14 protein-coding genes are annotated in these 15733 nt (G+C 37.1%); 9 read left to right on the plus strand and 5 right to left on the minus strand.

All coding sequences use genetic code 11. The features are described from left to right. The first annotated feature begins 199 nt into the window (after nucleotides 1-199). Both kdpB and kdpC read left to right on the plus strand, forming a co-directional pair. Entirely contained in the window at nucleotides 200-2263 is a 2064-nt protein-coding gene (gene kdpB / locus ACIQLB_RS23375; RefSeq protein ID WP_400731095.1) for a potassium-transporting ATPase subunit KdpB, read from the plus strand. Between the two features lie 10 nt (nucleotides 2264-2273). Next, nucleotides 2274-2918: a potassium-transporting ATPase subunit KdpC gene (gene kdpC / locus ACIQLB_RS23380; protein WP_400731097.1), complete on the plus strand. Its 645-nt coding sequence runs from the start codon at nucleotides 2274-2276 to the stop codon at nucleotides 2916-2918. A 61-nt stretch (nucleotides 2919-2979) separates the two neighbouring features. Here kdpC and ACIQLB_RS23385 read toward each other — a convergent pair whose 3' ends face one another. Further along, a complete protein-coding gene (locus ACIQLB_RS23385; RefSeq protein WP_400731099.1) occupies nucleotides 2980-4035 on the minus strand; it encodes a 2,3-butanediol dehydrogenase in 1056 nt (351 codons plus the stop codon). 432 nt (nucleotides 4036-4467) lie between these two features. Here ACIQLB_RS23385 and ACIQLB_RS23390 point away from each other — a divergent pair, with 432 nt between their 5' ends. Then, nucleotides 4468-5769: a DEAD/DEAH box helicase gene (locus ACIQLB_RS23390; RefSeq protein WP_400731101.1), complete on the plus strand. Its 1302-nt coding sequence runs from the start codon at nucleotides 4468-4470 to the stop codon at nucleotides 5767-5769. Between the two features lie 12 nt (nucleotides 5770-5781). Next, the gene (locus ACIQLB_RS23395; protein ID WP_400731103.1) at nucleotides 5782-6675 is read left to right on the plus strand and encodes a deoxyribonuclease IV; all 894 of its coding nucleotides are present in this window, start codon (nucleotides 5782-5784) and stop codon (nucleotides 6673-6675) included. Nucleotides 6676-6726: 51 nt separating this feature from the next. On the opposite strand, the gene ACIQLB_RS23400 is transcribed toward ACIQLB_RS23395, so the two are convergent. Beyond that, on the minus strand, nucleotides 6727-6963 hold the full coding sequence (locus tag ACIQLB_RS23400) for a Nif11 family protein (protein WP_053484617.1): 237 nt from the start codon (nucleotides 6961-6963) through the stop codon (nucleotides 6727-6729). 229 nt (nucleotides 6964-7192) lie between these two features. Here ACIQLB_RS23400 and ACIQLB_RS23405 point away from each other — a divergent pair, with 229 nt between their 5' ends. The 3 genes from ACIQLB_RS23405 to ACIQLB_RS23415 are packed head-to-tail and all read left to right on the plus strand — an operon-like array spanning nucleotide 7193 to nucleotide 9236. Beyond that, nucleotides 7193-7939 (plus strand): metal ABC transporter ATP-binding protein, encoded by a 747-nt coding sequence (locus ACIQLB_RS23405; RefSeq protein WP_053484616.1) that lies wholly within the window; start codon nucleotides 7193-7195, stop codon nucleotides 7937-7939. A 14-nt stretch (nucleotides 7940-7953) separates the two neighbouring features. Further along, a complete protein-coding gene (locus ACIQLB_RS23410; RefSeq protein WP_370042946.1) occupies nucleotides 7954-8817 on the plus strand; it encodes a metal ABC transporter permease in 864 nt (287 codons plus the stop codon). After that, the gene (locus tag ACIQLB_RS23415; protein WP_400731107.1) at nucleotides 8814-9236 is read left to right on the plus strand and encodes a Fur family transcriptional regulator; all 423 of its coding nucleotides are present in this window, start codon (nucleotides 8814-8816) and stop codon (nucleotides 9234-9236) included. Before ACIQLB_RS23410 ends, ACIQLB_RS23415 begins: the two co-directional genes overlap by 4 nt. A gap of 328 nt (nucleotides 9237-9564) precedes the next feature. On the opposite strand, the gene serC is transcribed toward ACIQLB_RS23415, so the two are convergent. After that, nucleotides 9565-10653, minus strand: coding sequence for a 3-phosphoserine/phosphohydroxythreonine transaminase (gene serC / locus ACIQLB_RS23420; RefSeq protein ID WP_400731109.1), 1089 nt, complete (start codon nucleotides 10651-10653; stop codon nucleotides 9565-9567). 747 nt (nucleotides 10654-11400) lie between these two features. Between serC and ACIQLB_RS23425 the strand changes: the two genes are divergently transcribed. After that, a complete protein-coding gene (locus tag ACIQLB_RS23425; protein WP_053484612.1) occupies nucleotides 11401-11940 on the plus strand; it encodes a hydrolase in 540 nt (179 codons plus the stop codon). 217 nt (nucleotides 11941-12157) lie between these two features. Here the strand turns inward: ACIQLB_RS23425 and ACIQLB_RS23430 are convergent, their stop codons facing one another. Together ACIQLB_RS23430 and ACIQLB_RS23435 are read right to left on the minus strand one after the other, a co-directional pair. Then, nucleotides 12158-12667 (minus strand): PCYCGC motif-containing (lipo)protein, encoded by a 510-nt coding sequence (locus ACIQLB_RS23430; protein WP_400731111.1) that lies wholly within the window; start codon nucleotides 12665-12667, stop codon nucleotides 12158-12160. 80 nt (nucleotides 12668-12747) lie between these two features. After that, nucleotides 12748-15060 (minus strand): YhgE/Pip family protein, encoded by a 2313-nt coding sequence (locus ACIQLB_RS23435; RefSeq protein ID WP_400731113.1) that lies wholly within the window; start codon nucleotides 15058-15060, stop codon nucleotides 12748-12750. A 192-nt stretch (nucleotides 15061-15252) separates the two neighbouring features. On the opposite strand from ACIQLB_RS23435, the gene ACIQLB_RS23440 reads away from it, so the two are divergent. Further along, complete coding sequence (locus tag ACIQLB_RS23440) at nucleotides 15253-15732, plus strand: thioredoxin family protein (protein WP_400731115.1); 480 nt, start codon at nucleotides 15253-15255, stop codon at nucleotides 15730-15732. The last annotated feature ends 1 nt before the right edge of the window (nucleotide 15733 follow it).

Here is a 15733-nt window from a genome sequence, read left to right on the forward strand (position 1 = left end):
TGGCCCTCGGTAAAAACGCCACGTCCTGTGGCATTACCGAAATGATCAACATCGTGTTGGCCCTCGGTAAAAACGCCACGTCCTGTGGCATTACCAAATGACCGACATCGTGTTGGCCCTCGTGCAGGCCCGGGCACAATTCAAAATCCGGACGCAATTACGCCAAGGCGAAATTGATTTTTAATAAGGAGAGACACTTATGGAAACAGCAAGAAAAGGTTTGATGACGGGCAATATGCTAAAAAGCTCGATTATAGACGCTTTAAAGAAATTTAGTCCAGTATATATGGTGAAAAATCCTGTTATGTTTGTAGTAGAAGTAGGGTTTATGTTTGTCCTGCTATTAACCTTCTTTCCGAATATGTTTGGTAGCGGAGGAGGAGAACATGATCGATTGTATAATGCGATCGTCGCTGTCATTCTTTTTGTAACCATTCTATTTGCAAACTTTGCTGAGTCGATTGCTGAAGGGCGAGGAAAGGCACAGGTTCAAACGTTAAAAAATACTAAAACAGTTACACAGGCTCGTGTTTTACTTAGTGATGACTCTGAAATACTTAAACAAGCACATGAATTAAAAAAGGGTGATATTGTTTTAGTTCAGGCAGGAGAGGTTATTCCTAATGATGGAGAAGTCATTGAAGGAATCGCTACGGTAGATGAATCTGCAATAACAGGTGAATCTGCGCCTGTTGTAAAGGAGCGGGGGGGAGATTTTTCATCAGTTACAGGTGGTACGACGGTTACGAGTGATTGGCTGATGATCGAAATTACCTCGATGCCTGGTGAATCATTTTTAGATAAAATGATCACGCTCATCGAAGGAGCCAGTCGTAAAAAAACACCAAATGAGATAGCGCTCAATACACTTTTAGTAAGTTTAACGATTATTTTCTTATTAGTTGTTGTGACGCTCTATCCAATGACAACTTATTTAAATGTACCGATTTCTATCGCAACATTAATTGCCCTTACAGTTTGTTTAATTCCCACAACAATTGGTGGATTATTGTCGGCAATCGGTATTGCAGGAATGGATAGAGTTACTCAGTTTAATGTTATTGCGATGTCTGGAAGAGCCGTAGAGGCGTGTGGAGATGTAGATACATTAATTTTAGATAAAACTGGCACTATTACTTATGGAAATCGCATGGCAGCTGAATTTCTACCAGTAAAAGGGGTGGACAGTAAAGATTTAATGCAGGCTGCATGGCTTAGTTCTTTAACAGATGATACACCTGAAGGAAAGTCTATTTTGTCACTTGCTTGTGAATTAGGTGTAAATACGGACGATGAAGAAAACATTATCAAGTCAAGTGAACATATTCCATTTACCGCACAGACTCGTATGAGTGGTTTGGATATGAAGGATGGCACAAAAATTCGAAAAGGAGCCTATGATACGATTAAAAAAGAGAGCTTAAAAGCAGGTCATAGCATTCCTACAAATTTGGAACAGCTGATTCAACAAGTATCTTCTGTTGGCGGGACACCACTTGTAGTAGCGTTAAACGATAAAATTTTAGGTGTCATTTACTTAAAGGATGTCGTAAAGGCAGGACTTAAGGAACGTTTTGATCAGCTTCGTGCCATGGGCATTAAAACGGTCATGTGTACAGGAGATAATCCACTAACTGCAGCAGCTATCGCAAAGGAAGCTGGAGTAGATAGCTTTATTGCAGAAAGTAAGCCAGAAGATAAAATTCAAGTTATTAAAGATGAGCAGGCACAAGGGAAAGTAGTAGCTATGACAGGTGACGGAACGAATGATGCCCCCGCATTAGCACAAGCTAACGTAGGTCTTGCCATGAATTCGGGAACGAATGCAGCAAAGGAAGCTGCGAACATGGTCGATTTAGATTCAAATCCTACTAAAATTATTGAAGTTGTAGAAATAGGGAAGCAGTTGCTCATGACGCGAGGTGCGTTAACAACTTTCAGTATTGCAAATGATATCGCAAAGTATTTTGCTATTATTCCAGCTATGCTTATGGTCGCTGTACCAGAGATGGGTACATTAAACATTATGCACCTCAATTCTCCATCAAGTGCGATTATTTCTGCTTTAATTTTTAACGCAGTGATTATACCGCTATTAATACCTATTGCAATGAAGGGTGTAAAGTATAAGCCGATGAGTGCTGCAAAATTATTAAATAAAAACTTACTTGTTTATGGCGTAGGTGGGATTATCGCTCCCTTTATTGGCATTAAGTTGATTGATTTACTAGTTGGACCACTATTCCATTCGTTTGGATTATAGGAGGAAGGACATGCGAAAACTTTTTGAGAATTCAAAGCAAGCATTTTTAATCACAATGACAATGTTCGTTTTATGTGGTTTTATATACCCATTTGCAGTGACTGCATTAGCTCAAGGTTTATTTCATCATAAAGCAAATGGTAGTTTAATAGAAACGGATGGTGAAGCTGTTGGTTCAGAATTAATCGGTCAAACTTTTACTGCACCACAATATTTCTGGGGTCGTGTCTCGTCTGTAAACTATAATGTCTATACGAAAGAGGATACGATACCAGACGAAAATGGCCAGGTGAACTATAGTGGTGTCAGTTCTGGGACTTATAACTATGCACCATCCAATCCAGAATTAAAGAAGCGAATAGAAGCAGATATCGAGAAGTTTTTACTAGCAAACCCATCCGTAAAACGACATGACATACCCGCTGATTTAATGACCGCTTCAGGCTCGGGGTTAGATCCACATATTAGTGTGAAGGCTGCAGAAATACAAGTCGAACGAATTGCCCAAGCAAGTGGGATTTCGAAGGATGAGATTGAAAAAATTATAGAAGCAAATACGGAAAAGCGTTCATTAGGGATTTTTGGAGAAAATAAGGTGAACTTCCTAATGGCGAATCTGGATATTATGAAAAAAATGGAGAAAAAAGAGGGTTAACAAAATTAAAAACAGGTAGAGAAAAGCTTCTTAGTTTTCTCTACCTGTCGCTATAAATAAATTAAGCTTGTGAATTTACAAGGATTTTAATATGATTTTTTTCTTTCATTAGTGCCTCGAAGCCTTCTGTTACGACTTCATCAAGAGCAATTCGTTTCGTCACAAGTTTTTCAGCAGGGAAGTAGCCTTGTTTCATTAATTCCATAACAGCTGGGAAAATATCACGATAAGCAATAATCCCTTTTACAGAACGCTCTGTCAGTACGATATTGTTTGGCAGAATAGAAGCTGCAGTTTCCCAAATAGAAACGATAATTGTTTCACCTTCAAATGTTGTTGAATCAATAGCTTGCTGTAATACTACAGGAACACCTGTTACTTCAAATGCAACATCTACGCCACCATTTGTTAATTCATGTAGACGAGCTACTGCATCCTCATCTTTAGGGTTAATAACTGCTGTAGCGCCAAGCTCTAATGCTTTAGCAGCACGTTCTTGTGAAAGCTCTACCGCATAAATTTCGGCTGCTCCAGCTGCACGCAATGCCTCGATTACAAGAAGACCGATTGGCCCAGTACCAAAGACAGCTGCTGTATCTCCAGCCTTTAGTTTACTTTGACGAACTGCATGTAATGCTACTGCCGCTGGTTCAACAAGTGCACCTTGTTCATAGGAAAGACCCTCTGGCATTTTGTGTACCATTTTTTCATCTACCATTGTATATTCAGAGAAACCTCCGCCACCGCCAGAAAGACCGTGGAATCCTAAGTGTTTACAAATATTGTATTTTCCTTTTTGGCAAGCTGCACATTCGCCACATGCAAGAATAGGTTCTACAACTACAGGATCTCCAACTTGTACCTTTGTAACACCTTCGCCGATTTCTACTACTTCTCCAGAAAACTCATGTCCCATAACAATGGGCGCAATATCTTTACTTACATAGTGAGGTTGTTCCACTGGAATGAATATTGGGCCAGCTGCGTATTCATGTAAATCACTACCACAAATCCCTGTCCAATGTACTTTAATTTTTACTTTTCCAGGTGAAATTACTGGTTCTTCAATGTTTTCTACACGGATATCTTGTGCTTTATACCATCTTGCTGCTTTCATAATAAGTCAACCTCCTCTAGTATCTTACATTTTTATCGTAACATATGGTAATTCTTCAAGGCATTAGTTGACAGTAAATTGACATGAAAAATACTAATTCCTGGCTTTTTTTTACAGCATTATAGCGCTTCAACTTTTCGATAAAATAATAAAATAAAGTGTATCAAAAGTTTCGACATTCCTCACAAAATGGGAATGAGAGGTCTGACGAACAAATTATCATACAGCTTTATGCAATCAGAAGTAGTGTTTGTCTACAGTCTGAGCGCTTTTTTTATTGCATATTTACTGCATTTCGAGTAACTTTGATAAGGGCTTCGCTACAGCTATGATAAAAATATAAAATTATGTTCATGCTTTAGATAATAGGACGTTAATAGTCCTACAAGTTGAATCATGATACAATGGAAAAGATGTTAGGAGGAACGAATTATGTCAAAATATACTGATTATAATTTTCAACCATTTTTGCAGGACGCAATTGCAAAACTTGGCTTTACAGAACCAACGCCGATTCAAAAGGAAATCATTCCGCTACTATTAAAAGGTAAGAGTGCAATCGGACAAGCACATACAGGGACGGGAAAAACACATAGTTTTTTAATTCCGATTGTACAACGAATTAATGCTGACAAGCAGGAAGTACAAGCTGTTATTACATCTCCTACACGTGAGCTTGCGCAACAGATTTTTGATGCGTTAAATCAATTAATAGAAGGAACAACTATTCAAGCGAAACTATTTATTGGAGGTACGGACAAACAACGCTCCATTGATAAGTTAAAAACGCAACCACAAATTGTTGTCGGAACGCCAGGACGTATTCGTGATCTCGTTTCAGCGCAAGCGTTATTTGTGCATACGGCGCCAATTTTAGTTGTCGATGAGGCAGATTTAGCCTTCGATATGGGCTTTATAGAGGAAATCGATGGTTTTGCTTCCCAAATGCCAGAAAACCTTGAAATGTTTGTATTTTCAGCAACAATTCCAGAAAAGCTTCAGCCTTTCTTAAAAAAATATATGGAAGCACCTGTTCATATCCATATGAACGATAAACGCCCGGTCGCAGAAGGAATTGACTTTGTGCTTGTACCAGTGCGTTCTAAATCACGTAACAAACGTTTGTTGGATGTCATTGAAGGAATCAACCCATTTTTAGCGGTAATTTTCACCAATACACGCAAAACTGCAGAGCATGTTGCAGGCTTCTTAAATGAAAACGGGATTCGCTGTGGTCAAATACATGGTGATTTAAGTCCACGTGATCGTAAGAGGATGATGAAGCAAATTCGAGAGTTGGACTATCAATATATCGTTGCAACAGATCTTGCAGCGCGTGGTATCGATATTCAAGGGATTTCACATGTCATTAACTACGAAATTCCAGAGGACTTAGAATTCTTTATTCATCGTGTGGGACGTACAGCGCGTGCAGGGAATAAAGGAACTGCTATCACTTTGTTTGAGCCATCAGATGAGGATGCAGTAGTACGTGTTGAGAAAATGGGCATTCCATTGGTTCAAAAAGATGTAAAAGATGGTGAATGGACTGAACTAAAAGATCGCCATGCACGTAAAAATCGTGTGAAGCATGAAAATGAAATCGATGCGAAAGCAAAAGCATTAGTGCGTAAGCCGAAAAAAGTAAAACCAGGCTACAAGCGTAATATGAAATGGGAAATGGAAAAAGTTAAAAAACGTGAACGTCGTTTAAAAGCTCGCGGTAAAAAATAAGGAGGCATTCAAATGCTACTTGGATCACATGTTTCAATGAGCGGAAAAGAAATGCTGCTCGGATCAAGTAAAGAGGCCCTTTCATATGGGGCAAATACCTTTATGATTTATACAGGAGCACCTCAAAACACTCGTCGTAAGGCAATTGCTGACCTCAATATTATGAACGGTTTATTACACATGAAAGAGCATGGTATGACGAATATTGTTGTCCATGCTCCATACATTATAAATATTGCGAACACAGAAAAACCTGAAACTTTCCGTCTAGGTGTAGATTTTTTACAGACTGAAATCGAACGTACAGCGGCGTTGGAAGCAACACAGATTGTTTTGCACCCAGGTGCCCATGTAGGTGCGGGAGCAGACGCAGGTATTGCCAAGATTATTGAAGGTTTAAACGAAGTGTTGTCACAGGATTATCCTGTACAAATCGCATTAGAGACAATGGCGGGAAAGGGAACTGAATGTGGTCGTTCCTTTGAAGAGCTTGCTAAAATTATAGATGGCGTGACACATAATGAGCGTCTTTCAGTATGCTTTGATACATGCCATACTCATGACGCTGGTTATAATATTGTAGAAGATTTTGATGGCGTTTTAAATGAGTTTGATAAACTAATAGGTGTTGATCGTATCAAAGTCCTGCATATCAATGATTCAAAAAATGTCCGTGGTGCAGGAAAAGACCGTCACGAAAATATTGGCTTCGGTCATATTGGCTTTGATGCATTAAAAAATATTGTGCATCATCCACAATTAATGGAGATTCCTAAAATCTTAGAAACACCATATGTTGCATTAAATAGTGATGCCAAATCAAAATCGGCTCCTTATAAACATGAAATTGAAATGCTTCGTAATGGCGAGTTTAAACCAGAGTTAATCGATGCTCTAAGAGGATAGAATAAAAAGCCCGAAATCAGCTAGTATAAGACTGATTTTCGGGCCTTTCTTTTATTTCGTAAACAATGCAATCAATTGTCTGGAACGCTTTCTACCTAAAACAGCTTCAACCTCTACAAGAATATCTTTTGGAATACCTAAAAAGAGCCACGTAAATGAGAATTGCTCCAAATAAGGCCGGAGTTTTCTTACTTCAGAAGTAGTAATTTCAAATCCTTCAGCACGTGCAATCGCAACAACTTCCTTATCACTACTTTGTGTTAATTGCTGTAAAAATTGAATACTCAAAGCTAATCCTCCTTTTAAAATTGTTTAGTTTCTTGAAACAAAAACATTCTTGTGAACGTCGTGGAAGCTATGAAAATCTTTCACATAATGTTTCAGAATCAAAGTCTATAACAACTTGAAATAGTAACAGTAGAATAGCAATCTTATTTTCTTTACAAATACTGTACTTTCATTTATACTTACAACTTGTAAATCGTAATGATTTTGAATTAGAAAGAAGAGAACATACATGAAAAAATCATTAATTGACATTGAAAACGTGTCATTTCAATATGACTATACGCAAGTATTAAAAAATATCTCTTTCCGTGTAGAAGAGGGAGATTTTTTAGCACTTCTCGGTCCGAACGGATCAGGGAAATCTACATTATTAAAAATTATTTTAGGGTTACTAAAACCAATGTCAGGAGAAATAAAGCTATTTGGTGAACCAAGTACGACTTTTAAGCATCGTGAATGGATAGGGTATGTGTCACAAAAATCTAATGCCTTCAATTCAGGGTTTCCAGCAACCGTCCAAGAAGTAGTGAAAAGTGGATTATCCAAAAAATTAGGATTATTTAAAAGACCTGGACGAGATGCGAAGGAAAAAGTGTTAGAAGCATTAAAAGCGGTTGGAATGGAAGCATTTATGAATCGTAATATTGGTGAGTTATCTGGTGGACAACAGCAACGTGTCTTTATTGCAAGAGCTTTGGTTAGTGAACCGAGGCTATTAATATTAGATGAACCAACTGTCGGCATTGATCATGAGAATGTGCAGTCATTTTATGATATGCTGGCGAAATTGAATCGGGAACAGGGAATTACAATGATTCTTGTAACACACGATGTTGATACAGTATCGAACCGTATTAGTCATGTGGCATGTTTAAATCAAACCATCCACTTCCACGGTTACAAAAATGAATTTGATACAATTTCTCAGGATGCGCTTGATGCATGGTATGGCCATTCTGTGAGAAAGATTCACTAGAAGGAGAAGGCATAATGATCGAAGCAATTTTTAACTATGAATTTTTACAAAATGCCTTTTTCTCTGGGCTATTAATTGGCATATTGGCACCGCTGCTAGGTGTTTTTATTGTCGTTCGCAGGCTCTCGCTTATTGCAGATGCCTTGTCACATGTGACACTGGCAGGTATAGCGGGAAGCTTATATATCAGTCAATCTGTTACAGCCTTGGCAATGCTAAATCCAATTTACTTAGGCATACTGGCCTCTGTCAGCGGTTCAATATTAATTGAGCGTCTTAGACGTTTATATAAGCACTATGAAGAGCTTGCCATTCCAATTATTATGTCAGGTGGGATTGGTATTAGTGCTATATTTATCTCGCTTGCAAGTGGCTTTAGCACGGATTTAATGAGCTATTTATTTGGTTCAGTGTCAGCTGTATCACGTCAGGATTTATGGGTAGTGGTAGGAATTGCTGTCGTGGTCATTATCTTTTTGTTTATATTTTTTAAAGAACTTTTTGTTTTATCTTTCGACGAGGAATATGCAAAAGCTAGCGGTCTGCCTGCACGTTGGATTCATCTCTTATTTATGATTGTTACAGCGCTTGTTATTGCTGCAAGTATGCGCATCGTTGGTATTTTACTTGTATCATCACTTATGACGTTACCAGTGGCTGCTGCAATGCGACTTGCAAAGGGCTTTAAGCAAACAATCATCTATGCAATTGTCTTTGGCGAAGCGGCTGTGTTAATCGGTTTAGTCAGTGCCTTTTATTTAGATTTAGCACCTGGTGGTACAATTGTCGTCACTTCTATCTTAATTTTGTTACTTGTTATACTAGTGAAGAAAATAGTATTTAAAATGGCTACAAAACGGGAGGAGGTAGCGCAGTGAATGTTTCTAGAGCGTGGGAAATTTTAAAAGAAAATGGCTTTAAAAAAACAGATAAGCGGGAGTTATTATTAGATATGTTTGCAGCAACAGATAAATATCTAACTGCTCGAGACCTATTAGATGTTTTGAAAAAAGATTTTCCAGGTATGAGTTTCGATACGATATATCGCAACCTTGCAACGTTTGTGAAGCTAGGAATATTGGAGGAAACTGAGTTATCTGGGGAGCGAAATTTCCGTATGCATTGTGAGTCTGAACATCATCACCATCATTTTATTTGTATGGATTGTGGCAATGTTAAGGAGCTAAATCTCTGCCCTATGGAAATGCTTGGAGAAAAGCTACCAGACTATGAAGTTGAAAATCATAAATTTGAGATCTATGGTAAATGTCCAGATTGTAAGCATGGAACTTTGTAAAATCTGACATGTAAATTTGAAGAAAGGGGTAGTTCCAAGTGAGGTTTCACTTGGAACTACCCCTTTAATAGTAACTATGTTGTTTTAAGTATCTTCAATGTTAGAATTGTTGCAGGTAACGAGTTACAAAGCCTGCACCGACTATTATTACGCCTTGCTCTAATAATCTATGAATTGTGAATGAAAGGAGATTGGTAATATGTCCGGTAGGCATTTAAAAAGATTTATTTCTGAATAGAAGGTATTTGCTACTTCACGGGTATTTATCTTCGCAAATATCAAAAAAGACGAATGATTACGTTAAGTAATTCATTCGTCGATCTTTTTATTATTGATGTTTTTGTTGGAATTCTACCATAAAGTCACGTAATGCTTCACAAGCCTCTAACGGTACAGCGTTGTAAGTAGAAGCACGACAGCCGCCTACAGAACGGTGTCCATTAAGTCCAACAAATCCTGCTGCTTTTGCTTCAACAAGGAATTGTTTTTCAAGCTCTTCATCAGCAACGCGGAAAGTGATGTTCATTAAAGAACGGCTTTCAAGTGTTGCATGACCTTTATAGAATCCGTTGCTATTGTCAATAGCATCATAAATTACTTTTCCTTTTAACTCGTTATGCTTGGCAATTTCAGCAACGCCGCCTTTTGATTCTACCCATTTTAATACTTCACCTAACATATAGATACCAAAAGTTGGTGGTGTATTGTATAAAGAGTTGCTGTCAGCATGCGTTGAATATTTAAGCATTGTAGGAATATTTACATTTGCTTTCTCTAACAAATCTTTGCGAATAATGACTACAGTTACACCAGAAGGACCAAGATTTTTTTGAGCCCCTGCATAAATAAGACCAAATTTACTTATATCGACTGGTTTAGAAAGAATATCACTAGACATATCTGCAACTAACGGTACATCACTCGTTTCTGGGAATTCCTTCCACTGTGTACCGTAAATCGTATTGTTTGAAGTGATATGCAAATAGGCATCCTCTTCATTAAATTGAATGTCTGCTAAAGCTGGGATATTACGGTATTTATTTTCTTTTGTACTAGCAGCTTCTACTGGCGTACCAAATAATTTAGCCTCTTTGAATGCTTTTTCAGACCATGAACCTGATAATACATAGCTTGCTTTTTGATCTGCTTGTAGGAAGTTCATCGGTATCATAGTAAATTGAAGACTAGCTCCACCTTGTAGGAAAAGGACTTCATAGTTTTCTGGGATAGCATAAAGCTTTTTCAATAAAGCAATTGCTTCATTATGTACTTCGTCGAAAATGGCACTGCGGTGGCTCATTTCCATAATAGACATGCCTGAGTCACGGAAGTTTACTAATTGTTGTTGGGCTTTTTCTAATACTTCTAGTGGTAGGGCAGAAGGGCCTGCGTTAAAATTGTATGCACGTTGTGTCAAAGTGGTACACTCCTTGTTTGGTTTTATAAGGTTAAAGCTTTATTATAGGGTTTTTGCAGGCTTTTACAATCAGCTCATAGTCATCTAGCTAACTTTTTTCATTTATAGATAATAGATTAAGCGGAATACTGACCGTTAAAAGCACTTTACTGGATTATAACTCAATTTTCAAGAGAAAAAATAAAATTCTCACTATTCAAGCAGAATAATGACAGGCTCGCAACAAAATGTACACAATTGAGTTAAAACTCACAATAGCATTTTGAGTTTAAATACGAACAAACGGAAATATCGGTGTTCATATATGAGTTAATATTTCGTGATTTACACGTTACTTAAACAGCGGATTTATAAAATGTTCGTGTTTGTTCGAATAGGATTACTTCTATCAAATATGTACTCGCTTGCACATTCCACTCCAGAAAGACGCTTTCTGCTGGTGTAGTCTAAGCTCTTATAAGGTATGAATTAATACATTGAAAAGGAATAGTTACATAAAGAGAAAGGAACACAAAAAAAGCAGCCAACATTGCCTATAAAATTAATTTAAATTAGGAGGGCAAAATTATGAAAAATAAAGAACGATTAATTTGAATAAGTATATTCGTTGCATTAATATTAACGATTTTTATTAATACATCTACAACTTCTGGAGCACCAGATGGACGAAATTTTTCTAACCTACCACATAAACCAAGTAACTTTCTGTATAATAAATTGTGAATACGGATATAAGGGGTGTTTTAAATGTTTACAATAGAAGAAGCGTGTTTAGTTGTCGTCGATGTACAAGGGAAGTTAGCGACAATTGTTGATGAAAGTGAAGCGGTGATTGAAAATGTGGCCAAGCTGGTACAAGCTATGCAAGCATTGGAGGTACCTATTTTATGGCTTGAACAAAATCCTAGTCGTTTAGGTGGTACTGCGTTAAATATTGCTCAGCATATTCAAGGTCAACAACCTATTGCTAAAATGGCTTTTAGTGCGTGCCAGGAACAAGAGTTTGTCGATGCATTGAAGGCAAGTGGGCGTTCTCAATTTATCGTGACAGGTATCGAAACACATATTTGTGTCTACCAAACAGCCCGACAGCTAAAAGAACAAGGGTTTGAGGTTGAAGTTGTTGTAGATGCAGTGTCCTCTCGTACTAAGGCTAATAAAGAGATAGGGCTAGAGAAGATGAAGGCACTTGGAATCTTACCAACAAGTACAGAAATGATTTTATATGAGCTGCTACAGCGTGCAGATCATCCACATTTTAAAACGGTGCTACAACTCGTTAAATAACAAAAAAACTCATCATAACGATGAGTTTTTTGTTATTAAGGAAACTATAGATTTTTTACATGTGTAAAACCTAGAGCATAGTCGGCGTCTAGGCTAAAGCGCTACATCCTCGAGGTCGCTTCGATCCCTCGGGCAAAAGTGGTGGAGCGTTTACTTTTGCTTCGGGCTCTCCAGCGCTTGTCGGATGTAAACGAGCGCTTTAGCGCATTTGCTTTTATTAAGCAGGCATATCAGTCGGTGTTGGTTTTGCGTAACCTTCTTTATAAGTCTCATCAATTGTTTGACGAATTTCTTTCAGGCTCATACCGTCTTTATGCATTTTTGCAGACTGTACAGCAATCTCTAAGCAAACGAGACAACGGGTACCGTGATCATCCCAGACAATTGTTCCATCCTCGCGCTTTTCCTGAATAAAGCAGTTTAAATTGCTTTTATGCCCAGCTGATTCACCACATCCACAATAGCATGGTATCCACTCTAATATTTCTGTAGACTGTCCAGCAATTTGATACACTAAACGGATATCTTCTGATTTATTATCTAAAAACGATGGTAAAACATCAGCAGATGCAGTTTCCTCCTGAATGTCTCCAGAAGCATGTCCATGTTCTTCATGTGAAGCTTCTTTTTGTGCTTCATTCTGCTTTTTTTCAACAACCTGTTTATCTACACCACAAGCACTTAACACGAATAACGACAAAACAAAAATAGATAGAAGTTTTTTCAATAAAAGCGCCTCCTACATGTTTACAATACTTCCATTATAACATCGTTCGTTGAAGTATTTACAAGAAGCACTAGCAAAAATCAATGGAAAATATCTAATCCACGCGTTTTGTTCATGAAAAGTTCCATTTTTTCACTCAGTAATTTTTTCAAGAAGACACCAAATAGAATGAAAATGAGCCAGAAGAAAGATAAAAAGGCAAGATCAATCCATACCTTTGACCAAATAATACCACCAACCGCCTCTCGCATCATTCCAATTGCATAAGTGAAAGGAAGAAATGGATTTATTATTTGGAAAAACTTAGGTAGTAATTCAACGGGATATGTGCCACCAGAACCAGCAATTTGCAGCACTAACATGACAATGGCTAACGCTTTTCCAACATTTCCGAATACGGATACTAGCGTATAGACGACCGTAATGAACACTAAGCTAATAAATAGCCCAAATGGAATAAAGAAGTAAGGAGCACTAATGGATCCGTCTAAAAGAACAATATCCCCTATTGTAATAATGAGCGTTTGAATAAATGAAAAAGTTGCAAATGTTAATAAACGTCCAAAGTATATTTGGCGAATACTGTATTGATGATTGTCGTGAATATCTACAGATAAAAGAGAAATTAATAATAAACAACCAACCCAGATGGAAAGCACAGTGTAAAACGGTGTCATGGCTGTTCCATAATTAGCAATTGGAAACATTCTATGTTCTTGAAGCTTAATAGGCTCCTCAAAGAAATCCCGCTCAGCATTGACGTCATTTTTCAATAATTGAACGATTTCAGAAATATCAGCTTCACTTTCTAATTTTCTCAGCTTGTCTGCAAGAGCCTTGATTTTTGTACTTAAAGCAGGGAAATCTGATTGTACTGTACCAATTGTCTTATTAGCTGTTGCTAACATACTTTTCGCATTTGTTAAACGATCTGTTGCTTGAGGCAGAAAGCTTTTTACATTCGTAAGCATAGTTGATGCATTTGTTAACGTTTTTTTGGCAGAAGACAAGGTCGTATGAATTTGTGGCTCTAGCTTATCGTTATAATGCGTAAGGAATTGATGAAGATTGTTAGAAGCATTTTGTGCAACATTTTGAACATCGGCCAGATCTTTTTTTATCGTTTCGACATCAATATTATTTAACTGTTGTACTTTAGTTGAGATGTCTGTAAGTAATGTGTTTAGCTGATTTAGTGCTGTTAAAGAGCTTAAAGAATAATCGGTTAAACTAGGATTTGCCTGTAAATCTCCACGAATAGCTTCAAGTTGTTCAATAATTTTATTATTCGTTAGTAAAGTCTTAACATCTTCAGAATTACTTTGCTGTAGGGCTGTCAGGATGTTTTGCACTTTGTTTTCGAGCTGCTTACGAGTCGAAGCATCAGCTTGTGTTAATTTTTGAAGTGCTTCAAGTGTTTGGATGCTAGTATTTACTTTTTCACGTGAGGCATCCAGCTGGTTTTTAATCGTCTCCTTTATTTGTGCAATGGTAGCTGAATCCACATTAGCATTTTGTAGCTTCCCTATTATATCTGTAAATCGTTGAGCAATATTTTGTACAGCTTCTAGATCTTTTTTAATGATAGGGGATAGCTGGTTGAACAATGTATCAGCTTCATTAATCAATGTTAAACCTTGATGGATAGTTGTAAGACCATCATTTGTTAATTTTTCAACCTCAGGAACTTGGGTAATTGAGTGGTTTAGTAATGTTTCAGCTTCTTTCCCACCTTTGGCAGTTTGCGCTAAATATGTTTCAATATCTGGGAGATGATGTTCGATTGTAAAAACATAATTTTCAAACTTCCTTAAGTCTGGAATTTCTTTTTCCATTTCAACACCGATCGTATTAAAAATAGAAAAAAGTGTTCCATTGACAGTTGAAATAAACTCACTAGAAACTTGTTGCGTTAGGCCACTGGCACCTTTACTTGTAATTTTGGGTGCGATTGGATTAATTTTTTCATTTACATAATAGTCGATATGCGCTTTAGTAGGCACATTTGACAGGATGGAGGTTAGTTTTTGAGAAAAATCACTAGGGACAACAATAACCGCAAAATAGTTACCGTTTTTTAAATTATCAATGGCTTGTTCATGAGAAGTAAAATCCCAAGTAAAGTTTTGATTGGTACTTAAAGTGTCTACTACCTCGTTACCGACATTAATATCCTCGCCTCTAACATTCGCTCCTGTGTCTTCATTGACAATAGCAATTTTCATGTTTTCTGTATGAGCATAGGGATCCATAGAGGCATAGATATTGAGCCATGCATAAAGCGAAGGTAAAAAAATAAGCCCACCAATAATGACAGCAACTACCCAGTTTGTTAAGATATTATGGATATCATGTTTATAAATTTGAAAAACATTTCGGATAGGTTGTTTCATATTAACCACCCCACATTCGTATTGAGCATTCTATATGTATGTTCCCAAACTTGGGCCAAATTATGTTTGAATTATGGAAAAACTTATTTTTAAAGACTAATTAGTTTACTAGGATTTAAAAACAATTTATAATCAATCGCGAATACACTAAAACTAGGGTTTTTTGGTGTAAAAAAGGAGGAACACATTCTAGTGAAAAAACTACTAATTATTGGCTCAATTATTGTTTTGTTATTTGGAGCAATTATTGTGCTAACGAATGTATCGAACAACAGTAAATTATCAAGTGCAAAGAATCCTTATGGCGACAAAGAACTGAAACAAGAAACAATCGATCAATTGGATGATAAAAATTACCAAAACATTATGTTGCCTGACGAGCTTGAAAAAAAATTAAAAGCTGGTGAAGATGTAAATGCTTACTTCTTCAGTCCGACATGTGTGCACTGTAAAGCTTTTACACCTAAGTTAATGCCGATTGCTAAGGAGCTTGGCGTTGATATTGCTCAATTAAATGTTTGGGAATACCAAGAGTTATGGGATAAATATCATATTACTGCGACACCAACATTCATTCGCTTTGAAGGTGGTAAAGAGGTTCAACGTTTTGAAGGTGCATTACCAGAAGAAGATTTACGTACATTTTTAAATAAAGAAGTATTAAAAAAATAAG

Origin of the sequence: Lysinibacillus sp. NPDC092081, assembly GCF_044755845.1 — a bacterium.
Lineage (GTDB): Bacteria > Bacillota > Bacilli > Bacillales_A > Planococcaceae > Lysinibacillus.